General features: G+C 64.2%; 18 protein-coding genes. 12 read left to right on the top strand and 6 right to left on the bottom strand.

Annotation, left to right across the window (positions count from 1 at the left end; translation table 11 throughout):
• Positions 1–95: 95 nt before the first annotated feature.
• The 8 genes from VA602_RS00885 to VA602_RS00850 all read left to right on the top strand — a co-directional run bounded on the left by VA602_RS00885 (position 96) and on the right by VA602_RS00850 (position 11,285).
• A complete protein-coding gene (locus VA602_RS00885; RefSeq protein WP_063545796.1) occupies positions 96–407 on the top strand; it encodes a DUF485 domain-containing protein in 312 nt (103 codons plus the stop codon).
• Entirely contained in the window at positions 404–2,068 is a 1,665-nt protein-coding gene (locus VA602_RS00880) for a cation acetate symporter (RefSeq protein ID WP_054893849.1), read from the top strand. Before VA602_RS00885 ends, VA602_RS00880 begins: the two co-directional genes overlap by 4 nt.
• 193 nt (positions 2,069–2,261) lie before the next feature.
• The gene (locus tag VA602_RS00875) at positions 2,262–2,741 is read left to right on the top strand and encodes a CS1 type fimbrial major subunit (protein ID WP_153772840.1); all 480 of its coding nucleotides are present in this window, start codon (positions 2,262–2,264) and stop codon (positions 2,739–2,741) included.
• A gap of 87 nt (positions 2,742–2,828) precedes the next feature.
• Positions 2,829–5,330 (top strand): TcfC E-set like domain-containing protein, encoded by a 2,502-nt coding sequence (locus VA602_RS00870; protein WP_407682486.1) that lies wholly within the window; start codon positions 2,829–2,831, stop codon positions 5,328–5,330.
• A 113-nt stretch (positions 5,331–5,443) separates the two neighbouring features.
• Positions 5,444–6,190, top strand: a complete 747-nt coding sequence (locus tag VA602_RS00865) for a fimbrial biogenesis chaperone (protein ID WP_456154081.1) — start codon at positions 5,444–5,446, stop codon at positions 6,188–6,190.
• The gene (locus VA602_RS00860; protein WP_178117522.1) at positions 6,187–7,392 is read left to right on the top strand and encodes a hypothetical protein; all 1,206 of its coding nucleotides are present in this window, start codon (positions 6,187–6,189) and stop codon (positions 7,390–7,392) included. Before VA602_RS00865 ends, VA602_RS00860 begins: the two co-directional genes overlap by 4 nt.
• A gap of 29 nt (positions 7,393–7,421) precedes the next feature.
• Positions 7,422–8,048: a response regulator transcription factor gene (locus VA602_RS00855; protein ID WP_153772843.1), complete on the top strand. Its 627-nt coding sequence runs from the start codon at positions 7,422–7,424 to the stop codon at positions 8,046–8,048.
• A gap of 9 nt (positions 8,049–8,057) precedes the next feature.
• Positions 8,058–11,285 carry a transporter substrate-binding domain-containing protein gene (locus tag VA602_RS00850; RefSeq protein WP_323452215.1) on the top strand — a complete coding sequence of 1,076 codons (3,228 nt, stop codon included), beginning with the start codon at positions 8,058–8,060 and terminating at the stop codon, positions 11,283–11,285.
• Here the strand turns inward: VA602_RS00850 and VA602_RS00845 are convergent.
• Positions 11,265–11,417, bottom strand: a complete 153-nt coding sequence (locus tag VA602_RS00845; RefSeq protein WP_065862157.1) for a DUF3309 family protein — start codon at positions 11,415–11,417, stop codon at positions 11,265–11,267. The two genes, VA602_RS00850 and VA602_RS00845, sit on opposite strands and share 21 nt — an antisense overlap.
• 233 nt (positions 11,418–11,650) lie before the next feature.
• Between VA602_RS00845 and VA602_RS00840 the strand changes: the two genes are divergently transcribed.
• Positions 11,651–12,463, top strand: a complete 813-nt coding sequence (locus VA602_RS00840; RefSeq protein WP_323452214.1) for an SDR family oxidoreductase — start codon at positions 11,651–11,653, stop codon at positions 12,461–12,463.
• A 132-nt stretch (positions 12,464–12,595) separates the two neighbouring features.
• Positions 12,596–12,784 carry a carbon storage regulator CsrA gene (gene csrA / locus VA602_RS00835; RefSeq protein ID WP_063545790.1) on the top strand — a complete coding sequence of 63 codons (189 nt, stop codon included), beginning with the start codon at positions 12,596–12,598 and terminating at the stop codon, positions 12,782–12,784.
• On the opposite strand, the gene VA602_RS00830 is transcribed toward csrA, so the two are convergent.
• From VA602_RS00830 to mnmC, 5 genes are all read right to left on the bottom strand, one after another.
• Complete coding sequence (locus VA602_RS00830; protein WP_054893888.1) at positions 12,781–13,008, bottom strand: YheU family protein; 228 nt, start codon at positions 13,006–13,008, stop codon at positions 12,781–12,783. The two genes, csrA and VA602_RS00830, sit on opposite strands and share 4 nt — an antisense overlap.
• Before the next feature lie 112 nt (positions 13,009–13,120).
• A complete protein-coding gene (locus VA602_RS00825; RefSeq protein WP_054893858.1) occupies positions 13,121–14,305 on the bottom strand; it encodes an osmoprotectant NAGGN system M42 family peptidase in 1,185 nt (394 codons plus the stop codon).
• An 83-nt stretch (positions 14,306–14,388) separates the two neighbouring features.
• Positions 14,389–16,131 (bottom strand): N-acetylglutaminylglutamine synthetase, encoded by a 1,743-nt coding sequence (gene ngg / locus VA602_RS00820; protein WP_054893859.1) that lies wholly within the window; start codon positions 16,129–16,131, stop codon positions 14,389–14,391.
• 3 nt (positions 16,132–16,134) lie between these two features.
• A complete protein-coding gene (locus tag VA602_RS00815) occupies positions 16,135–17,922 on the bottom strand; it encodes an N-acetylglutaminylglutamine amidotransferase (protein ID WP_323452213.1) in 1,788 nt (595 codons plus the stop codon).
• Between the two features lie 123 nt (positions 17,923–18,045).
• Positions 18,046–20,031, bottom strand: coding sequence for a bifunctional tRNA (5-methylaminomethyl-2-thiouridine)(34)-methyltransferase MnmD/FAD-dependent 5-carboxymethylaminomethyl-2-thiouridine(34) oxidoreductase MnmC (mnmC, locus tag VA602_RS00810; RefSeq protein WP_323452212.1), 1,986 nt, complete (start codon positions 20,029–20,031; stop codon positions 18,046–18,048).
• Positions 20,032–20,162: 131 nt separating this feature from the next.
• Between mnmC and pap the strand changes: the two genes are divergently transcribed.
• Together pap and VA602_RS00800 are read left to right on the top strand one after the other, a co-directional pair.
• A complete protein-coding gene (gene pap, locus VA602_RS00805) occupies positions 20,163–21,656 on the top strand; it encodes a polyphosphate:AMP phosphotransferase (protein WP_054893862.1) in 1,494 nt (497 codons plus the stop codon).
• A gap of 137 nt (positions 21,657–21,793) precedes the next feature.
• Positions 21,794–22,756, top strand: coding sequence for a DMT family transporter (locus tag VA602_RS00800; RefSeq protein ID WP_323452211.1), 963 nt, complete (start codon positions 21,794–21,796; stop codon positions 22,754–22,756).
• The last annotated feature ends 47 nt before the right edge of the window (positions 22,757–22,803 follow it).

The following is a 22,803-nucleotide window of genomic DNA, read 5'->3' as shown; positions in this document are numbered from 1 at the left end:
TGCATCTAAGACTAAGGTCGTCTGGTTGGCGTCCACCGGCAGCATAAAGTTAAGGCGGGTTCTCCCCTTACTGTGTTGCTGCTAGGACAAAAACAATGAACGACAGCATCTACCGATCGATACAAGAAAGTCCGCGCTTCAAGGAGCTGGTCACCAAACGCGAACGTTTCGCCTGGCTCCTCTCGGCGATCATGCTCGGCCTCTACTGCGCTTTCATCCTGCTCATCGCCTACGGCCCGCAGATTCTCGGCGCCAAACTCAGCCCCGGCTCTTCCATCACCTGGGGCATTCCTCTGGGCGTCGGCCTGATCCTCTCGGCATTCGTCCTCACCGCCATCTACGTGCGGCGTGCCAACGGCGAGTTCGATGAGCTGAACAAGGCGATCCTGAAGGAGGCGCAGCAATGATTCGTCACGCCAAAACCTTGGCCGTACTGGCCTGCGGTGCCTTCGCACCGGCCGTGTGGGCTGCCGATGCAATCAGCGGCGCGGTGCAGAAACAGCCGTTGAACATGTCGGCGATCATCATGTTCCTGGCCTTCGTCTGCTTCACCCTGGGGATCACCTACTGGGCCTCGAAACGCAATAAGTCGGCTTCGGACTACTACGCCGCAGGCGGGCGCATCACCGGCTTCCAGAATGGTCTGGCGATTGCCGGTGACTACATGTCGGCTGCTTCCTTCCTGGGTATTTCCGCGCTGGTGTTCACCTCCGGCTACGACGGCCTGATCTACTCGATCGGCTTCCTGGTCGGCTGGCCGATCATCCTCTTCCTGATCGCCGAGCGCCTGCGCAACCTGGGCAAGTACACCTTCGCCGACGTTGCCTCCTATCGCCTCGGGCAGAAAGAGATCCGCACCCTGTCGGCTTCGGGCTCGCTGGTGGTGGTGGCCTTCTACCTGATCGCGCAGATGGTCGGCGCGGGCAAGCTGATCGAGCTGCTGTTCGGCCTGGACTACCACGTCGCGGTGATCCTGGTCGGCATCCTGATGTGCCTGTACGTGCTGTTCGGCGGCATGCTGGCCACCACCTGGGTGCAGATCATCAAGGCGGTGCTGCTGCTCTCCGGTGCCAGCTTCATGGCGCTGATGGTGATGAAGCACGTGGGCTTCGACTTCAACACCCTGTTCTCCGAGGCGATCAAGGTGCACGCCAAGGGCGAGGCGATCATGAGCCCGGGCGGCCTGGTCAAGGACCCGATCTCGGCCTTCTCGCTGGGCCTGGCGCTGATGTTCGGCACCGCAGGTCTGCCGCACATCCTGATGCGCTTCTTCACCGTCAGCGACGCCAAGGAAGCGCGCAAGAGCGTGCTGTATGCCACCGGCTTCATCGGTTACTTCTACATCCTGACCTTCATCATCGGCTTCGGCGCGATCCTGCTGGTCAGCACCAACCCGGACTTCAAGGACGCCGCAGGCGCCCTGCTGGGCGGTAACAACATGGCGGCGGTGCACCTGGCCGATGCCGTGGGTGGCAGCATCTTCCTCGGCTTCATTTCGGCCGTGGCCTTCGCCACCATTCTGGCTGTGGTTGCCGGCCTGACCCTGGCGGGCGCCTCGGCAGTTTCCCACGACCTGTACGCCAGCGTCTGGCGCAAGGGCAAGGCCAACGACAAGGACGAGATCCGTGTGTCGAAGATCACCACCGTCGCCCTGGGCGTCCTGGCGATCGGCCTGGGTATCCTGTTCGAGAAGCAGAACATCGCCTTCATGGTTGGCCTGGCCTTCTCCATCGCCGCAAGCTGCAACTTCCCGGTACTGCTGCTCTCGATGTACTGGAAGAAGCTGACCACCCGCGGCGCCATGATCGGCGGCTGGATGGGCCTGATCAGCGCGGTTGGCCTGATGATTCTCGGCCCGACCATCTGGGTGCAGATCCTCGGTCATGAAAAAGCCATCTACCCGTACGAGTACCCGGCGCTGTTCTCCATGATCATCGCCTTCGCGGGTATCTGGTTCTTCTCGGTCACCGACAAGTCCAAGGCTGCCGATGACGAGCGTGCACTGTTCTACCCGCAGTTCGTTCGCTCGCAGACCGGCCTGGGCGCCAGTGGTGCGGTTTCCCACTGATCGTTGATGCCGAGTACGACGCCCCGCTTGCCGGGGCGTCGTCGTTTCTGATTGATGGCATTTCTCTATCCCTGGGAAATTTCCCAAGCTCGCTGGGAAGGGTCTGAGTTAATGCGTCGATTACTCCGCGAATAATGAGCCAGGTGACGCAGTCAAGCGTTATTCCGCCTCATCACTTCAAGGAGATTTCCTCATGAAACGTCTGTTCGTGGCCCTGCCCCTCGCACTGTTTACCGCCGCCTCGGCATATGCCGTCGACCCTATCGAAAAGCAGGTCCAGGTCACCGCACAGGTGCCTACCGATGCCTTCTTCGTCGAGCCGGTGGGCGGCAACTGGATGAACGACCCGCAAGAACTGTCCTGGAACTCGTTCCGCAGCGAACTGCAGCCGATCCGCAAGCAGTTGCAGGTCAAGAGCACCGTTGGCCCGATCACCGCTTACCTGGTGTCGCCGGCGGCGGTCAGCGACGGCGTGAACAGCATCGGCCTGGATGTGTCGGTGGCCGGCACCACACTCAGCACCACCTCCACCGAAGTCATCACCGCGGCGCAGGCAGCGCCGGGTGCGGTGGTCGGTTTCGAGATCGCGGCTCAAGCCGCGCCAGCCGGCGGCTATGTGCCCGGCAGCTACCAGGGGCTGGTGAGCATGATGTTCGAAACCGCCACCCCCTGATTCGCTCACTCCCTGCTTTCCATTGCCCGTTGCTGCCCCTGTCTGATGCTTGTCAGGGCGGGGCGGGCATTGCCTGCCATGATGCCTATGCCAATCTTTCAACCTATCCCCGCCGCACTCCGCCATTGCCTGCTCGTGGGCGCCTGCGTCGCCCTGATGCCCCGGATCGGCCTTGCTGCCTCTGCAACCCTCGGGCGGGTCGAGGGTTTGCCGCGTGAATTCGAGGGGCATTTCTTCGATGTGCCGCTGGCGGTACGGGTGGACCTGGACGGCCGCTACCTGGGCGATGCCATGGTGGTCCTGGGGCGTGACGAGCAGGTGCAACTGCTCGAGTTCACCGAAACCGACGAGAGCCGCGAGCCCGAAAGCCTGCGCCAGCGCTGGCAGGAGCGTCTGGCTCGCCCGCGACCGCTCGGAGATTGTCGTCAGGATTGTCCCGACGGGCTTCAGGCCGTGCACTACAGCCTGGTCAACTCACAGTTATCGTTGCTCACCCTCCAGGCCGAAAGCGCCGGGCAGGCACCTCGTTTTCACCGGCCGCCAGAGCAAGGAAGCACGGGCCTGTTGCTGCGCAACCAGCTCAACCTGGTCGGTGATGGGCGCGGCGGCACTGGGCGCTTTGCACTGCAGGGCCAGGGCAGCATCGGTCACTGGACCGCCCTGGCCGATGGCCAACTCGACCGTGGCAGCGAGGCCGATGCCTCGACCCGTTATCACGTCGAGCAGCTGTATGCCGAACGCCTGGTCGAAGATCACTTCTATCGGCTCGGCTACTTCACCCCCAGTGCCCAGGGCCTGACGCGCCAGCCACGGCTGAACGGGGCCAGCCCCGACACTACACTGGGGCTGATGTTCGGCAGCAGCGACGGGTTGGCCTTGGATACCGGCATGCCCAGCACCACCCCGATCTACGTCACCCCCGACCGACCGGCGATCGTCGAGATCTACCGCAACGGTGTGCTGATCAACAGCCAGCCTGTGCAGCCTGGCTTGCAGACCCTGGACACCCGGGTGCTGCCCGGTGGCATCTACGAAGTCGAGGTGCGTCTGGTCGAGGATGGCCAGGTCACCTCGCGCGACCAGGCATTCATCTACAAACCCAGCAACTGGAGCAGCCGCGGCGGGCGTTGGCGCTACAACGTCTACCTGGGGCGCCAGAGCAGTGTGCTGAGCAACTGGTCACGTGAGCATGACGACAGTCTCAGTGGCGGCATCCTTGCCAACTACCTCCTGCATCCACGCGCAGTGGTGGGGGTTTCCGTGCAGCAGATCGATGAGCAGCAGCAGTTCGGCACTTCGCTGGACTGGGATGTGCACGAGCGCTTCAAGCTGTATGGCAACCTCTATCAGGCCCGGGGCTATGGCAACGGCTACGACCTGCAGGCCGTGGGCAATTTCGAGACCACCTCCCTGGTGGCCAGCCACAGCCGCTCCTGGCTCACCCCCCAGACGACCACCCAGCGCCCTCCTGCGGCGCAGGCGACCCGGCAGACCTCGGTGTCGCTGAGTCAGCGCCTGGACCCGCGGCACACTGCCAACCTGCGGGTATCGCACAGCAGCGGTGCCAGCGAGGGGGTGGGGCTGGATCTGGGGTGGTCGTATTACGGGCGGCTGTTGGGCTCCGATGCCAACTGGCGGCTGTCGGTGTTCGACCGCCCCGGCACGTTGGCCACGGGTGAGTCACGCAGCCGCGGGGTCAACCTGGCGCTGAGCATGAGCCTGGGAGGCGGCAAGGGGCGGCGGGTGTCGGCGACTGTCGGTACCCGCACCTCTCGTGATGGCGGGCGCGACATCAACACCTCGCTGACCTATCAGCAAGACCTCGAGCTCGGGCCGCTGCGCAGTGTCGGTGCAACGGTGAGTGCCGACCGCTATGGCGTGGGGCTTGGCGGCGATACCCAGTTCGAAAACGAGGTGATGCATGGCGATGCCTACGTTCAGCAATCTTCCTACAACGGCGAGTTCGGCGGGGGCGTGAACCTGGAGAGCCTGCTTGCGCTTGGGGGCGGCAAGGTTGCAATGAGCGGCCAGTACCTGCCGCATCAGGCGGGTCTGATTGTCGACGTCGACAGTGACTTGCCCGACCTGAAACTGCACGCCGAAGACCCCAATGGCAGCACCGCCGTCCTGCGCCCCGGGCGCAACGTGATCCCGGTCGCGGCCTACAAGCCCGGCAGCGTGCAGTTCGACTTCGAAGGTATCGACCCCACTGCGGCGTTGATCCAGCCCGCCAGCCTGGATTACCACCTGAACCGAGGCGGCATCGCCTATCGCCAGTTGCGGGTGATGCGCACGGTCACGGTGCTGGGACGCTTGTTCGACGACAAGGGCCAGCCCCTGCGGGGCGCGCAGGTAATCAATCACGCCAGCCGCAGCGTCACTGAAGTCGACGGTTTCTTCGCCGTTGAAATGAGCGAGGCGACTCCGACTCTCGAGGTCCGTCTCAAGGGGGCAGCGGTCTGCTTGCTGGCGCTTGACCCTTCGCGACTGGTGCGCGAGGGCGATGTGCTGTTGGCCGGTGACCAGCAGTGCAGGCCCGGTGAACTGGCGGGCAAAGGGGACCCTGCCACGGATGCACGCAGTGGTTGAGAAGTGCACAGCGCCTGCTTTTTGTAGGAGTTTTCTCATCGCGTTTTGGGAAGTATCGCTCGCATCGGTGCATGGCCACGCGCCCGACGCCCCCCTAATATCACATTGATTGCATGGAGATTTATCGCATGGATATCCGCGGCCTGATGGCCCTGCTGCTGACGATGCCGCTGTCATTACACGCGGCTCCGGAACTGAACATCGGTGGGCTTTACGACTACCTTGAAGGTGACCGAAGCACCTTGCTCAAACGGGTACGCAATGGTGGCGACACCACGGCCTTCGTCAGGATCAGCGTGGTGGAGCTGGTGTATGACGCAGACGGCAGTGCTCGTGAGGTCGCGACTGATGGCCTGGCGCTGGAACAGCGAGGGCTGATCGCCAGTCCTGCCCGGCTGATCGTGCCTGCTGGTGGCATGCAGGCTGTGCGCCTTCTGTACCGAGGGCCACGAGATCAGGAGCGCTATTTCCGCCTGCGCTTCGTCCCGGTGCTGCCTGAGCGCGGCGATGGCTTTGCCGTCGATGAAAAAGAGGCACGCAGCTACCGTGAGCACTTGCAGGCTGGCGTCAACCTGCTGGCCGGTTACGGTTCGTTGCTGTTCGTGCGCCCGCAGCAGGCGCGTTTCGATACCCGGATTCGCCGTCAGGCTGGTCAGTTGGAAGTGACCAACGCTGGCAACGCCAGTGTAGTCCTGGACCGTTTTCGTCAGTGCCACGTGGCGGCGCAGACCTGTGATGCGGCCACCAAGCATCACTTGTTGCCGGGGCGTAGCCGACAATTCAGTGGTCATGTGGAAAAGGAACATCGCTTCGACCTGCATGAAGGTGCCGAACGCCGCGATGTCGTGGTGGAAGGATGAGCCGCCTCGCAGGACGCGGTCGCCTTGCGCATATCGGTCGCGCCTGGCTATGGCTCATGCTGCTGGTCGCACCGGTTGCCCCTGCCCTGGAGGTGACCTTGACTGCGAAATACAATGGCGGCGGATCGGGACGGTTCGAGAATACTACGCCGCCTGGCGGGCTTTGTCAGAGCTGGGGTTCGAGCTGCCGTGAGCAGATGACCGTGACCCTGCCTATCACCTATACCAAGACGACGATCCGTGCAGCTTCGGATGTGCGCGATACCTTCTTCGTCAAGGTTCCCGCTCGACGCGAGATCGAGGTGCGCTCTGATGACGGGCTCGATTCGCGGCGTATGGTGTTCGAGTGGACGGCGCTCAGCCAACGCGTGCTCGGCGCGAATATCAATCGACATACGCTTTACCAGGCAAGGGTGGAGGGCGGTTGCAGCAGTATCGGCAATGTCTCGCAATTCCGTCCCGCCCTTATCTCCTTCCTCTGGAGCATCGGCAATCCGACCTCCCCGGGAGCCTGCACTGCAGATGGTGGTTACGCTGCAGCGGGCTTCAGCCAGAACCTCGACGTGCAGGAAACCAGCGTCGCCTTCCAGCTCGACCTACCGCCGCCTTACCGCCTGCGTTCTGGCATCTATCGAGGTTCCACCACCTACCGCATCGGTCCGGGCATGGACTTTGACTTCGGTAATGGAGTGTCAGCGCTTAGCGGCGACACACTGACCGTGAATTTCGAATTGGATGTGCAGCATGCCTTCCTGTTCGAGTTTCCCCCAGGATCCGAGCGCGCCGTGCTCGAACCACGAGGAGGCTGGCAGGCATGGCTGGGGGGCGGGCGGGTTCCACAGCGGCTTTATCGCGACTTGCCTTTCCGGGTGTGGTCGACCGGCCCGTTCAAGGTCTACAAGCTGTGTCAGCACGACAGTGGTACCGGGTGCGCGATTCGGGATGCCGCCAGCCATCAGGCCGACCTGGAAGTGGCGCTCAGCCTGCCTGGGGGGATCCAGCATGGGGGCGGCGCGGTGCAGCGACTGCCGCTGCCTACCGGGCGCGCCATGGCATTGCAGTTCGAGTCGGTTCAGCCGGTGGCGAATCGCCCCGGGCAGTTGCACTTCGCCATCGAATCCGATCAGGTACGCGGCATGCTGGCCAATGCCGGAAGTACCTACAGTGGCCTGGTTACCGTCGTTTTCGATGCCGAGTTGTAGTCCATGGACATGACGAGCGAGGAACGAGCATGAGCAGGGTACTGGTGGTCGACGACCATCCTTTCATCCGCTCGACCGTGTGCATGCTGTTGCGCCAGGAGCGGCTGGAGGTCGTCGGGCAGGCGGACAATGGTATCGATGCGTTGCGGTTGATGCGCCAGGAACCGGTGGATCTGGTGATCCTGGACATCACCATGCCTGGCCTGGATGGCCTGGAGGTGATCGCCCGGATGCGTAGCCTGGAGCACCCGGCCAAGTCGCTGATCCTTACCTCGCAACTGGCCGAGGCCTATTCGCTGCGTTGCATGCAGGCCGGCGCCGCCGGCTATGTGTCCAAGACCGATGATCTTGGTGAACTGAACAAGGCGGTGCGCGCCGTGCTTTCCGGTTACACCTACTTTCCGCAGGTGGCGTTCAGCTCGGTGCACCGGCAGGATCTCAAGGCCAGCGAGGCGCAGTGCATCGCCAGCCTCACCGACCGTGAATTGATGGTTCTGCAGCAGTTGGCGAGGGGCTTGAGCAACAAGGCAATCGGCGATGCGATGTTGCTGAGCAACAAGACCATCAGCACCTACAAGAGCCGCCTGCTGGAAAAGCTTCGGGTCCGTTCGCTCATCGATCTCGCGGATTTCGCTCGCCGCAATCTTTTGATCTAGAGCTGTCCAGTGCTCGGCCGAGCCCTGTCGATGGCGCTGCTGTTGTGCCTGATCGCCCCGCCGCAAGCAACTGCCACCCAGTTGCATTCGGGGGTTGCCCTGAAGGGGCCGGCCATCGAACCGACGCAAGCCGCCCTGCGCTGGTTGTGGGAGCGAAGCCGGTTGCGCCTGGGTATCGTCGAACGACACGATCCCCCTTTCGACCTGCTGGGCACCGGCCAGACCTATGAGGGTATCACTGCCGACTACGCCAGCCTGGTGGCGGCACGGTTGCGCATGCAGGTCGAGGTGCAGGTCTTTGCCACGCAGGACGAGGCCTTTGCAGCGTTGCGTGATGCACGCATCGACCTGGTCGGCTCGGTGACCGCACGCCAGGCCCAGGATGCCGGCTTGCGCTTGTCGCATCCCTATGCCGAGGACCGGCCCATGCTGATGGCGGCCCGACCGGTCGGCGCACCTGGACCCGGGCATGAGCCCGGTATGCGCTTGGCCATGGTCGAAGGCTATCGCTCACTGGAACAGGTTCTGGCAGGTTACCCGCTGGCGCAGGTCCAGTGGCATGCCTCGCCGTTCAGTGCCATGGCCGCGCTGGTACTGGGTCAGGCCGATGTGTATATCGGGGATGAGCACAAAGGACGCTACCTGCTGGGGCGCAGTCAGCTGTTCGGGGTCGAGGCGGTCGGTCGTGCCGACCTGGATTCACAGGCGATCGGCTTCGCCATGCTCGACTCGACCGGGCCGCTGGCGACCTTGGTCGATGAAGCCCTCGCCAGCCTTGGCGAGCCCCAGCATGAGCAGATCCGCCGACGCTGGAGCCCGTTGGCGATGGTGGCCTACGATCCTGCTGCCTTGCAGTTGAGCACCTCCGAGCAGCGCTGGATCAGTGACAATCCTGTGGTCAAGGTGGTGCTGGACGAACAGTTGCTACCTCTGAGCTATCGCGATGCCAAGGCGGGGCTGCAGGGGCTGAGCCTGGACATCCTGCAATTGATCAGCCAGCGCACCGGGTTGCGTTTCGAGGTGCAAGCCTCAGGCACTATCGAGCAGATGATCGAGTGGGTGCGTCAGGGGCGTGCGCAGGTGATTGCCGGTTTGCCCTACAGCCCGCAGCGGGCCCGCGAGCTGAGTTTCAGTCGGGCATACCTGAGCGCAGCACGGGTGCTGGTCACGCGTGAAGACGCCTCCGGCCCTGCGAGCCTGGTCGGGCTGGAGGGGCACCGACTGGGTGTGATCCTGGGCAGCGCCGTGCCGGACCTCCTGGCCCAGCGCTACCCGCGTATCCGCTTGCAGGCCTATGGCGGGGCACTCGAGGCCCTGCACGCGGTGGCACGCGGTCAGGTGAGCGCGGCGGTGCTGACTTACGACGATGCGCGGCCGATGATCGCCCGTTGGTATCCGGGGCGCGTGAAGATCGCGGCCAGCGTATCCTTGCCGCCTGCTCACTTCGCGCTGGCCACGGCGCACGGCGAGCAGGCGTTGCAGGGCATCCTGAACAAGGCCCTGCTCAGCCTTGCCCCGCAGGAAACCGATGCCCTGGTGCGCCGCTGGCGCAATCCACTGATCGTGGGGGATGGGGTCTGGTCACGCTATCGTGGCAAGATCCTGGGTGGCTTCGCGGCGGCCTTGGGCCTGCTGTTGCTGGCGCTGGTGTGGATTCGTTACCTGCGCCGTCTGCAGCGAGAGGCGGCACGGGCGCGCCGCGAGGCGGAGGCGGCGAACCAGGCCAAGACTGGCTTTCTCACCACCATGAGCCATGAAATCCGCACTCCGCTACACGCGCTGCTGGGCATGCTCGAACTGGCCCAGCGCAAGGCGGGCCAGGGTGTTCTCGACCGCATGGCCATCGAAGTGGCCACCGATGCCGCGCGCGGCCTGCTCGAGTTGATCGGTGACATTCTCGATGTCAGCCGGATCGAAGCCGGGCGTTTGCAACTGGCGCCGCAGCGTGTCGTGCTGGGCGAGCAGGTGGCCAGCGTGGTTCAGTTGTTCGAAGCGCAGGCGCGGGCCAAGGGCCTGGTGTTGGAACTGAACATGCGCGGTGCACAGGCGTGCGAGGTCATGCTCGATCCTCTGCGCTTCAAGCAGATCCTCGCCAACGTTCTGAGCAATGCGATCAAGTTCACCGGCGAGGGTCATGTCCGGGTTGATTTGCAGGCGCGTGCGCAGGGGGCCAGGCTGGCGGTCGAGCTGGCCGTGGAGGACACCGGAATCGGCATTGCCGCCGATGAGCTGGCCGCCCTTGGCCAGCTGTTTCGCCAGGCCAGCAACCATCGACAATCGCCACGTCACAGCGCCGGGCTGGGTTTGGCCATCAGCCGCAGCCTGTGCCAGATGATGGGAGGGCACCTGATGCTGGACAGTGTGCTGGGGCAGGGAACACGGGTGTGCATTCACCTTGAGCTGCCTTTGCTGATCGCGCAGGAAGCCCGTGAGGAGCCCTCCGTGCCCACGGCCATGACGCACTTCGCCAGGTTGCGGGTGCTGGTTGTCGATGACTACCCTGCCAACCGCCTGTTGCTGGCCCAACAGCTCGATTACCTCGGCCATCAGGCCCGCGTCGCCGAAGACGGCACGCAGGCCCTGCGCTTGTGGCTCAAGGAGCATTTCGATGTAGTGATCAGCGATTGCAACATGCCACGGCTCGGTGGGCACGCACTGGCGCGGGCAATCCGCGAACATGAGCGGCGCAGCGAGCGCCCGCGCTGTCGGGTGATCGGGCTCACGGCCAGCGCCCTGGTCGATGAGCGAAACCGCTGCCGGGCTGCGGGCATGGACAGTTGCCTGTTCAAACCGCTGGGGCTGCAAGACCTGGAGCGGGTATTGACGGCGTGTCGTCCACCCTCACAGGCGAACGCATGCGGGCAATCGATTCTGGACATGGGCCATCTGATGCGCCTGGTGGGCAAGGACCAAGCTGCGCTCAATGCCTTGCTGTCCGATCTGCGCAGCAGCAACCGTAGTGATCTCAAATGCTTGCAGACGTTCAGGCACCAGCCGCAGGCACTTGCGCAACTGGCCCATCGGGTCAAGGGCGCTGCGCGCATCATGCGCGCCAGTACTCTGGTGGAATTGTGCGAACGTCTCGAACGAACCTGCGCCCAGCCGTCACCCGCACCGGAGCAATTGAGTGCGGACGTGCGCGCGTTGCACGCGGCGATGCAGCAGCTGGATCGCCAGCTCAATCGCCATGCCGCCACTGGCGGCATGGCGGTGGCGTCATATCATCCCGAGCAATAACAGCACCAGCAGCACCACCAGTACGGCACCGACGATGCCGGACGGGCCATAACCCCAGCTGCGCGAATGGGGGAAGACCGGTAAGCCACCGATCAGCAGCAGGATCAGGATGATGATGAGGATCGTGGTCATGGGCGAAATCCTTGCGTGGTTGGGGTCAAGGGCCTGGAACTGCTGGCCTCTTGTAAATTCGGACTGTTGCCGGACCTGAAAGATTCCATTTGTGTGTCTGCCCCTTGCAGGGCGACTGGCTCGGCACTGACTGAACGGTCATGGGCTTGCATTCACTATCCTGATGAATCCTGCCTGGCTGTCCGACGTTGATTAGACTCGGTTGCAATTCAGTCGGCACAAGGCCCGTCACCATGCAAAACCGCATCATGATCACAGGCGCAGGATCCGGCCTGGGCCGCGAGATCGCCCTGCGCTGGGCTCGGGAGGGTTGGCGCCTGGCGCTGGCAGATGTCAACGATGCTGGCCTGCGCGAAACCCTGGAGCAGGTACGTGCAGCAGGCGGCGATGGTTTCGTGCAGCGTTGCGACGTGCGTGACTACAGCCAGCTCACCGCCTTGGCCCAAGCCTGCGAAGAACAATTCGGCGGCATCGATGTGATCGTCAACAACGCGGGCGTCGCCTCGGGCGGGTTCTTCGCCGAGCTGTCGCTTGAAGACTGGGACTGGCAGATCGCAGTCAACCTGATGGGCGTGGTCAAGGGCTGCAAGGCGTTTTTGCCACTGCTCGAGCGCAGCAAGGGGTGCATCATCAACATCGCTTCGATGGCGGCGCTGATGCAAGGGCCGGGGATGAGCAACTACAACGTCGCCAAGGCCGGTGTGCTGGCGCTGTCGGAAAGCCTGCTGGTGGAGTTGCGCCAGCTCGAGGTGGGGGTGCATGTGGTGTGCCCCTCGTTCTTCCAGACCAACCTGCTCGATTCTTTCCGCGGGCCGAATCCGGCGATGAAGGCGCAGGTCGGCAAGCTGCTGGAAGGCTCGCCCATCACTGCCGCACAGATTGCCGACTACATCCACGCTCAGGTCGCGGCGGGCGAATTCCTGATTCTGCCACACGAGGCCGGGCGCGATGCCTGGCGTCTGAAGTGCCAAGCCCCGCAGGTGCTCTATGACGAGATGGCCAGTATGGCGGTAAAGATGCGGGCCAAGGCGCGGCCAGGGCAGTAGCTGTTCTGCAGGTGCCGTCTGTAGGGCTTTTTACCGATCTGGGTAGGTGCGGTCTATTTCACAGCTGAATGATTGAATAGGCCGAATGCCCATAGCAGGCTCGGATTTTCCCTGGGTCTGGAGGATCGGAGCATGTTGGTAATCGGACGTGATGTCGGCGAGGTCGTCACCATCGGCGAGAACATCCGCATCAAAGTGATGGCCGTCGAAGGGGGTGTGGTGCGCTTCGGGATCAGTGCACCGCGTGAAGTGGTGGTGCACCGCTCGGAGATTTACAAGCGTATCAAGGAGCAGGAACTGGAGCGCAGCTCCTCGTCTTAATCCAGCAACTCCCGTGGCACATCATGCTTGGCCAGTAACTGGCACTGCTGGCTTTCCAGGTCGAAGAGGATGAATGCCTGGCCTTTGGCCAAGGCCTGGCGCACGCGCAGCACGCGGGTTTCCAGCGGGGTGTCGTCGCCATTGTCGGTGCCGTCGCGGGTGACGAAGTCTTCGATCAGGCGGGTGAGGGTGTCGGCTTCGAGTTGGTCGTAGGGGATCAGCATGATGGCTATCGGGTTGGGCAGGTTGGGCTGCATGCTACTTGAAAGTGGGGCAGGGACGTTAATCGTCGGCGACGTCTGAGCGGGTTCACCCGCGTAGACGCCGCCGCCAGGTTCAGCTCTTGTTGCCCACCAGGCTATCGACCGCTGGCACCCGGGTATCGCTCTCCATTTGCGCATCATGCTCCAGTTGATGACTGAAGCGCTCCAGAGAAGCATTGGCCGGTTGCGAGTCGCTGGCGAACACGGGCGGGCTGAGCAGGTACGCCGACAACAGGCGGCTCAGTGCAGCCAGGCTGTCGATGTGGGTGCGCTCGTAACCGTGAGTGGCGTCGCAACCGAACGCCACCAGCGCAGTGCGGATATCGTGCCCGGCCGTGACCGCCGAGTGGGCGTCGCTGAAGTAGTAGCGGAACAGGTCGCGGCGTACAGGCAACTCTTGGTCGGCCGCCAGCTTGAGCAGATGACGGGACAGGTGGTAGTCGTACGGGCCTGACGAGTCCTGCATCGCCACGCTTACCGCATGCTCGCTGGACGCCTGTCCCGGCGCCACCGGGGCGATGTCGATGCCGACGAACTCGCTGACATCCCAAGGCAGCGCGCCTGCGGCCCCGGAGCCGGTTTCCTCGGTGATGGTGAACAGCGGATGGCAGTCGATCAGCGGTTGGCGGCCACTTTCCACCACAGCCTTGAGGGCTGCGAGCAATGCCGCCACGCCGGCTTTGTCGTCCAGGTGACGGGCGCTGATATGGCCGCTGTCGGTGAATTCCGGTAGCGGGTCGAAGGCGACGAAGTCGCCGATGCCGATGCCCAGCGCCTCGCAATCGGCGCGGGTAGCGCAGTAGGCGTCCAGGCGCACCTCAACGTGTTCCCAGCTGATCGGCATCTGGTCGATGGCGGTGTTGAACGCGTGCCCGCTGGCCATCAACGGCAGCACGCTGCCGCGAAACACGCCGGTGTCGGTGAACACGCTGACCCGGCTGCCTTCGGCGAAGCGGCTGGACCAGTGACCTACTGCCGACAGTGCCAGGCGGCCGTTGTCCTGCAACTGCCGCACGCTGGCGCCGATGGTGTCCAGGTGTGCCGAGACGGCGCGATCGGGCGAACTCTGACGGCCCTTGAGCGTGGCGCGGATGGTGCCACGGCGGGTCAGCTCGAAGGGGATGCCCAGTTCGTCCAGGCGCTCGGCTACGTAGCGCACGATGGTATCGGTGAAGCCGGTGGGACTGGGGATGGCGAGCATCTCCAGGAGGACGCGCTTGAGGTAGTCCAGGTCGGGTTCGGGGAGTCGTTCGGACATGGGTACTCCTTGGGGTCTTTGCTGGGTTTTTCGCGGGCAAGCCCATTCCACAAGGGCTTGCCCGCGAAAAGACCAGCAGCGATTCAGGCCAGGGGCTGGCTATGCGGGAACAGCAGATCCACGAACCGCTCCGCAGTCGGCTGCGGTTCATGGTTGGCCAGCCCGGCCCGCTCGTTGGCTTCGATGATCACGTAGTCCGGCTGCTGCGCATCGCGCACCATCAGGTCCAGGCCGACCACCGGAATTTCCAGTGCCCGTGCAGCCCTCACTGCCGCATCGGCGAGCACCGGGTGCAACTGTTCGGTGACATCTTCCAGGGTGCCGCCAGTGTGCAGGTTCGCCGTGCGCCGCACCGCCAGGCGCTGGCCTGCCGGCAATACGTCTTCAAAACCCAGCCCGGAGGCGCGCAGGGTGCGCTCGGTTTCCTCATCCATCGGGATGCGGCTTTCACCCCCGGTTGCGGCCTGGCGACGGCGGCTCTGGGCCTCGATCAGTGCCTTGATGGTGTGCTTGCCGTCGCCGATCACCTCGGCCGGATGGCGAATGGCGGCGGCCACCACCTCGAAGCCGATCACCAGGATGCGCAGGTCGAAACCGGCGTGGAAGCTCTCCAGCAGCACGCGGCTGTCGAAACGCCGGGCGTGCTCCACAGCCTGGCTGATCTCGTCGTATTCGGTGAGGTTGACCGCGACGCCCTGGCCCTGCTCGCCATCCACCGGCTTGACCACCACGGCGCCATGCTCTTCGAGAAAAGCCAGGTTGTCGTCGGCGTTGCCGGCCAGTTGCTGGGCAGGCACCTGCAGGCCGGCATCGTGCAGCACCTTGCGGGTCAGGCGCTTGTCCTGGCACAGGGTCATGGTCACGGCGCTGGTCAAGTCACTCAGCGATTCGCGACAGCGAATCCGGCGCCCGCCCAGGCTCAGGGTGAACAGCCCGGCGCTGGCGTCGTCTACCTGGACTTCGATACCACGGCGCAGGGCTTCGTTGACGATGATCCGCGCGTAGGGATTGAGCCCGGCTTCAGGGCCAGGGCCGAGGAATAGTTCCTGGTTGATGCCATTCCTGCGCTTGACGGCGAAGGTGGGCAGGTTGCGAAAGCCCAGCTTCTGGTAAAGCCGCTTGGCCTGGCGATTGTCGTGCATCACCGACAGGTCGAGGTAGGCCAGGCCGCGGCTCATGAAGTGCTCGACCAGATGGCGCACCAGCACTTCGCCGACACCCGGACGGCTGCACTGCGGGGAGACGGCCAGGCACCACAGGCTGCTGCCGTGTTCAGGGTCGTCGAAAGCCTTGCTGTGGTTCAGACCCATGACGCTGCCGATCACGGCGCCGGTGTCTTCGTCCTCGGCAATCCAGTACACCGGGCCACCCAGGTGGCGCGGGGTGAGTAGCTCGGGATTGACCGGCATCATGCCGCGCGCCTGATACAGCGTGTTGATCGCCTGCCAGTCGCCTTCGGCCTGGGCGCGGCGGATGCGAAACCCGCGGAATACGCGCTGGGCCGGGCGGTAGTCGGTGAACCACAGGCGCAGGGTGTCGGAGGGGTCGAGAAACAACTGTTGCGGCGCCTGGGCCAGCAACTGCTGGGGGGCCGCCACGTACAAGGCGATGTCACGTTCGCCGGGCTGTTCGTCGAGCATGGCCTCGGCAAGTTGTGCAGGGTCAGGGTAGGTGTGGCCGATCAGCAAACGTCCCCAGCCGCAGTGCACGGCGCGCGGTTGGTCGTGGGGGTCGCTGCCGTCACCGGCCAGGCGTGCCTGGAGGCGTTCGTAGGAGGGCGCCTGGCCGCGCAACAGGCGCTGGCCATAGGCACTATGGGCTTTCATCGGTCAGATTCCTTGTTCGCTGAGCCACAGGTTCAGGGCCGCCAGTTGCCACAGCTTGGAGCCGCGCAGTGGGGTGAGCTGGCCGTGGGGGTTGCTCAGCAGGCGATCGAGCATGGCCGGGTTGAACAGGCCACGGTCCTGGCTCGGGTCGGTCAGCAGTTCGCGTACCCAGACAAGGGTCGCGCCCTCCAGGTGCTTGAGGCCGGGTACGGGGAAGTAGCCTTTCTTGCGGTCGATGACTTCATGGGGAATGACCCGTCGCGCCGCCTGCTTGAGCACCTGCTTGCCACCGTCTGGCAGCTTGAAGCGCGCCGGGATACGGGCAGAAAGTTCGACCAGGCGATAGTCGAGGAACGGCGTACGTGCCTCCAGGCCCCAGGCCATGGTCATGTTGTCGACACGCTTGACCGGGTCGTCGACCAGCATCACCGTGCTGTCCAGGCGCAGGGCCTTGTCCACCGCATGGGTTGCACCGGGACGGGCGAAGTGCTCGCGAACGAAATCGCCAGCGGCATCGTTGTCCAGCAACCAGGGTGCCTGCACGGTGTCGCGGTATTCGTCGTGGCTACGGTCGAAGAACGCCTCGCGATAGGCAGCGAAGGCATCCTCGGCACCATTCACCTGCGGGTACCAGTGATAGCCGGCGAACAACTCGTCGGCGCCCTGGCCGCTCTGCACGCCCTTGCAGTGCTTGGCGACTTCACGCGAGAGCAGGTAGAAGGCGATGCAGTCATGGCTGACCATCGGCTCGCTCATGGCGCGGAAGGCAGCCGGCAACTGCTCGATGATCTCGTGTTCGGCGATGCGCAGCTGGTGGTGGCGGGTGCCGTAGTGCTTGGCGATCAGGTCCGAGTACTGGAACTCGTCGCCACGTTCGCCGCCGGCATCCTCGAAGCCGATGGAGAAGGTCGACAGGTCGTCCACGCCGACTTCGCGCAGCAGGCCGACCAGCAGGCTGGAGTCGACGCCACCGGACAGCAGCACGCCAACATCCACAGCCGCGCGCTGGCGGATCGCCACGGCATCGCGGGTGGCATCGAGCACACGGGTGGTCCAGCCTTCGAGGTCGAGGTCCTGCTCGTCCGGGGTCGGGCCGTAGTGCAGTTGCCACCAGGTCTGGCGCTCGACTTCGCCGTGGCGGTCGATGCGCATCCAGGTCCCGGGCTCGAGCTTCTGCACGTTGGCCAGCATCGTGCGCGGTGCTGGCACCACGGCGTGGAAGTTGAGGTAGTGATTGAGCGCCACCGGGTCGATCATCGGGTCGATGTCGCCGCCTTTGAGCAGCGCCGGCAGGGTCGAGGCGAAGCGCAGGCGTTCGCCGTTGCGCGACAGGTACAGCGGCTTGACGCCGAGGCGGTCGCGGGCCAGGAACAGGCGCTGGTTGTCGCGCTCCCAGATGGCCAGGGCGAACATGCCGTTGAGCTTGGGCAGCAGCGCGGCGCCCCAGGCGTGGTAGCCCTTGAGCAGCACTTCGGTGTCGCCGTCTGACCAGAAGTTATAGCCCAGGTCCTGCAGTTCCTGGCGCAGTTCCGGGAAGTTGTAGATGGCGCCGTTGAACGCCAGGGACAGGCCGAGGGTGTTGTCGACCATCGGCTGCGCCGAGCCGTCGGACAGGTCCATGATCTTCAGGCGCCGATGGCCGAGGGCGATCGGCCCCTGGCTGTGGAAGCCCCAGGCATCAGGGCCGCGTGGCGCCAGATGATGGGTGATGCGCTCCACCGCGGCGAGATCCGCCGGGCGGGGGGCTTGGTCGATGGGGGTGAAACGCAACTCTCCTGCTAATCCGCACATAAGTCCTTACCGGTTTTGCCGTTGGGGAAAGAGTGCCCCCACATGGGGCACCTTAAGGAACTGACCCAGGGGATTTGCGGGAGTTTTAGATCAATCTGTTATATGGGACGGGTGGGTGCTGTTTCATTTGCCGCGAATCAGCTTGCGCAGCGTGAAACGGTTTGGATGACAGGCCTCGGCCACAGCCCGGGGCACCGGGAGCGGTTCGCCACTGGCCCAGGCGGCAATCAGCTCGCCGCTCAAAGGCGCGGTAATCAGGCCGCGTGAGCCGTGGCCGCTGTTGACGTACAAGCCTTCCAGCCAGGGGCAGGCGATCGCCGGAACCTGTCGGGCATCCTTGGCCAGCATTGAATAGGTCGTGCTGAAAGCAGCAGGATCGGCCAGCGGCCCGACAATCGGCAGGTAATCCGGGCTGGTGCAGCGAAACGCTGCGCGCCCCTGCAATTGCGCCGGATCCAGTGCGGCCGTGTCGAGCCGCTGCGCCAGGTCGGCAGAAATCGCCTCCAGCAGACCAAGATTGCTTGCGTGCTCGCCGGCAGTGGGGGCGAGGTCGAGTCTATGGAAGTCGAAACTGGCACCTAGGGTGTGCTCGCCATCGCGCGCCGGGGCGACGTACCCGTCGGCGCAGACCACGGTGCCCAGCGCCTGGCTGCGCTCGGTCAGCGGCAGGCGGGTGATCTGTCCTCGGATACGCTTGAGCGGCAGCTCGGCGCATGCCGGGAAGTTGCGCACATCCGCTGCGCCGGCAAGTACCACCAGCGGCGCACTGGCCAGCAAGCGCTCGCCGTCCCAGGCTTGCCAGAGGTCATCGACCTTGCGCAGCTCGATCACCTGGTGAGATTTCAGCAGGCGGATGCGTGGATGTTGCAGTTGCGCCTGGCACAGCGCGGGCGGGTGTACCCAGCCGCCCTCGGGGTAGAACAGCCCACCGCTGGCCAGGGCGACCCCGGCGATCGCCTCGGCCTGCTCGCGATCCAGGCACTGCAGCAGGCTGCTGTCGAAGGCGCCGGCAAGTTTGGCCTGGCGTTCGGCCTCCTTGGTGTCGAAGGCCAGTTGCAGCACGCCGCAGTCATCCCAGTCGCGGCCACGCTGCAGGCGTTCGAGCCAACGGCGGGTGTAGCCGAACCCGGCGAGAATCATCTGCGACAAGGCGGTGCCGTGTGCCGACAGCTTCAGGTACAGCACGCCCTGGGGGTTGCCGGAGGCCTCTCGGGCCGGGGCGTCGTGGCGTTCCAGCACTTCGACCTGCCAACCGCGTGCAGCCAGGCTGGCGGCGCTGGCGCAACCGGCCAGCCCGGCGCCGATGACCAGCGCGCGACGGGGGCCGTCCACGGGGGCGGGGCGTGCATACCAGGGGGCTGGTTGTGGCGGCGTCGGCAGGTCTTCAGGCCAGCCGACGAATTCTCCCCCCATCACTTCCCACTTCTTGCCCAGCCCCGGCACTTTCTTGATGGCAAAACCGGCGGCTGCCAGGCCGCGGCGCACCCAACCTGTGGTGGTGAAGGTCCCCAGCGTGGTGCCGGGGCGTGACAGCCGTGCCAGTTGCGCGAACAGTTCCGGCGTCCACATGTCCGGGTTCTTCGCCGGGGCGAAGCCGTCCAGAAACCAGGCGTCGATGGGCGCGTCGAGCTGGGGCAACTGTTCCAGCACGTCACCGACCAGCAGGGTGAGGGTGACCCGGCCCTGCTCGAAGCTGAACTGCTGGAAGCCTGGATGCACGGCCACATACTGCGCCACCAAGGGTTCGCTGAAGGGCGAAAGCTCCGGCCACAGCGCTGCAGCGCGGGCCAGGTCGGCGCGACTGAGTGGGTACTTCTCGACACTGACGAAATGCAGCCGCGCCTCGGGGTGAGCCTTTTCTGCAAACAGTTGCCAGGCACAGAAGAAGTTCATGCCGGTACCAAAACCGGTCTCGCCGATCACCAGGCAGGCGTGCGGCGCAAGCTCGGCGAAGCGCCGGGCCAGGTGGTTGCGCTCGAGGAAGACGTATACCGTTTCGTGCACGCCCTCGTTCTTCGAGAAATAGACGTCGTCGTATTGCCGCGAGTGGGGGCGGCCCTGGTCGTCCCAGTCGATCTGGGCGTGCTGGGGGAGTGGGGTATCAGGCATGGTCGGTTCGGCTGGCAGTGAAGCGAAGATTTTATGCCATCTGCGTCGCCGACGCTGTATCCGCCGTGGGAAGAGGGCGCAAGACTGGCGTGCAATCCGCTACTCTTGCTTATCCATCGAAGGAGTGAGCCATGTTCGAATCCGCGGAAATCGGTCACAGCATTGACAAGGAAACCTACGAGGCCGAATTGCCGGCCCTGCGCGAGGCGTTGCTGGAGGCCCAGTTCGAGCTCAAGCAGCAGGCGCGATTCCCGGTCATCGTACTGATCAACGGTGTCGAGGGTGCTGGCAAGGGCGAGACGGTCAAGCTGCTCAACGAGTGGATGGACCCGCGGATGATCGATGTGCTCACCTTCGACCAGCAGACCGACGAAGAACTGGCGCGCCCACCCGCCTGGCGATACTGGCGTGCACTACCGCCAAAAGGGCGAATGGGCGTGTTCTTCGGCAATTGGTACAGCCAGATGTTGCAAGGGCGGGTGCATGGTCGCTTCAAGGATGCGGTGCTTGACCAGGCCATCACCGGCGCCGAGCGCCTGGAGCAGATGCTTTGCGACGAAGGTGCACTGATCATCAAGTTCTGGTTCCACCTCTCCAAGAAACAGATGAAGACCCGGCTCAAGGTGCTGCGCGACGATCCGCTGCACAGTTGGCGCATCAGTCCGCTGGACTGGCAGCAGTCCGAGACCTACGACCGCTTCGTACGTTTCGGTGAGCGGGTTCTGCGGCGCACCAGCCGCGACTACGCGCCTTGGCATGTGATCGAGGGTGTCGATCCGCACTACCGTGCGCTGGCGGCCGGGCGCATTCTGCTCGAAAGCCTGAACGCGGCGCTGGCCAATGCGCCGAAGGGCAAGCACCAGGGCAATGTCGCGCCATTGGGGCGCAGTATCGATCAGTTGAGCTTGCTCGGCGCTCTGGATCTCACCCGGCGCCTCGACAAGCACGACTACCAGAAGCAGCTGGTCGCCGAGCAGGCGCGCCTGGCCGGGCTGTTGCGGCACAAGCGCATGCGCGAGCACGCCCTTGTCGCGGTGTTCGAAGGCAACGATGCTGCGGGCAAGGGTGGGGCGATTCGCCGCGTGGCCGCCGCGCTGGACCCACGCCAGTACCGCATCGTGCCGATCGCTGCGCCCACCGAAGAGGAGCGAGCCCAGCCTTACCTCTGGCGGTTCTGGCGACATGTACCGGCGCGCGGCAAGTTCACCATCTTCGATCGCTCCTGGTACGGCAGGGTGCTGGTGGAACGGGTCGAAGGATTCTGCACCCCGGCCGACTGGATGCGCGCCTATGGCGAGATCAATGATTTCGAGGAGCAGTTGAGCAACTCGGGCATCGTGGTCGTGAAGTTCTGGCTGGCAATCGACCAAGAGACACAGCTGCAGCGCTTCGAGGAACGTGAAGAGATCCCGTTCAAGCGCTACAAGATCACCGAGGAAGACTGGCGCAACCGCGACAAGTGGGATGTTTACGCCGAGGCGGTGGGTGACATGGTTGATCGTACCAGCTCCGAGATAGCCCCCTGGACGCTGGTGGAGGCCAACGACAAGCGCTGGGCGCGGGTCAAGGTGTTGCGCACCATCAACGATGCCCTGGAAGCGGCGTTCGCCAGGCACAAGAAGTGACGCATCCCGTCCGCCGCGGGGCAGCCATGCCTCGCGGGAATGACCTGATGAATTCTTTTCCCGGCACTTTCTGCCAGCCCCACCTTTGCAGCCCTTAGACTTCAATCACCCCACTCAGGGCATTGATCGAGGACGCTATGCACATTTCTTCCGGACGCTGGGTCCATGGCCTGTTCCTGGCGCTGCTGACCGCGCTGCTGTGGGGCATTCTGCCGATCAAGCTCAAGCAGGTGCTGCAGGTGATGGATCCGATCACGGTCACCTGGTATCGGCTGCTGGTCTCCGGCGGCCTGTTGTTCGCCTGGCTGGCCGCCAACCGGCGCCTGCCGCCAGTCCAGCGGCTGGGGCGCAAGGGCTTGGGCCTGGTAGCGGTGGCCGTGTGTGGGCTGATGGGTAACTACGTGCTGTATCTGGTCGGTCTCAAACTGCTCAGCCCTGGTACTGCGCAGTTGGTGGTGCAACTGGGGCCGGTGCTGTTGCTGGTGGCCAGTGTGTTTGTGTTCAAAGAGCGTTTCAGCTTGGGCCAGGGTATCGGGTTGCTGGTGTTGCTGGCCGGTTTCGGGCTGTTCTTCAACCAGCGCCTGGACGAGCTGCTGACATCACTTGGGACCTATACCACCGGTGTACTGACGATCATCCTGGCCACCAGCATCTGGGTATTCTATGCCCTGAGCCAGAAGCAGTTGCTGACGGTCTGGCATTCGCAGCAGGTGATGATGGTGATCTACCTGTGCTGCGCGGCGCTGCTGACGCCCTGGGTGCATCCGCTGGAGGCGCTGCAACTGACGGCTGTACAAGGCTGGTTGCTGCTGGCGTGCTGCCTGAACACCCTGGTCGCCTATGGCGCATTTGCCGAGGCTTTGGCGCATTGGGAAGCATCGCGGGTGAGTGCGACCTTGGCGCTGACGCCGCTGGTCACCTTTATTGCGGTAGCGCTATCGGCCTGGGTGTGGCCTGAGTACGTGCATGCCGAACAGATCAATGCGCTGGGCTATGCCGGGGCGGTGACGGTGGTGGCAGGGTCGGCACTGGTGGCGCTGGGGCCTTCGCTGGTGGCGGGGTGGCGGGCGCGGCGGGCCAGGGTGGCAGAGGTTCGCTGATAATCGGCGATGGCCTCTTCGCGGGCAAGCCCGCGAAGAGGCCCCTA

The organism is Pseudomonas machongensis (assembly GCF_034961125.1).
GTDB lineage: Bacteria > Pseudomonadota > Gammaproteobacteria > Pseudomonadales > Pseudomonadaceae > Aquipseudomonas > Aquipseudomonas machongensis.
The sequence above is the reverse complement of the archived record's forward strand: the minus strand, read 5'-3'. Positions and strand labels throughout refer to the sequence as shown.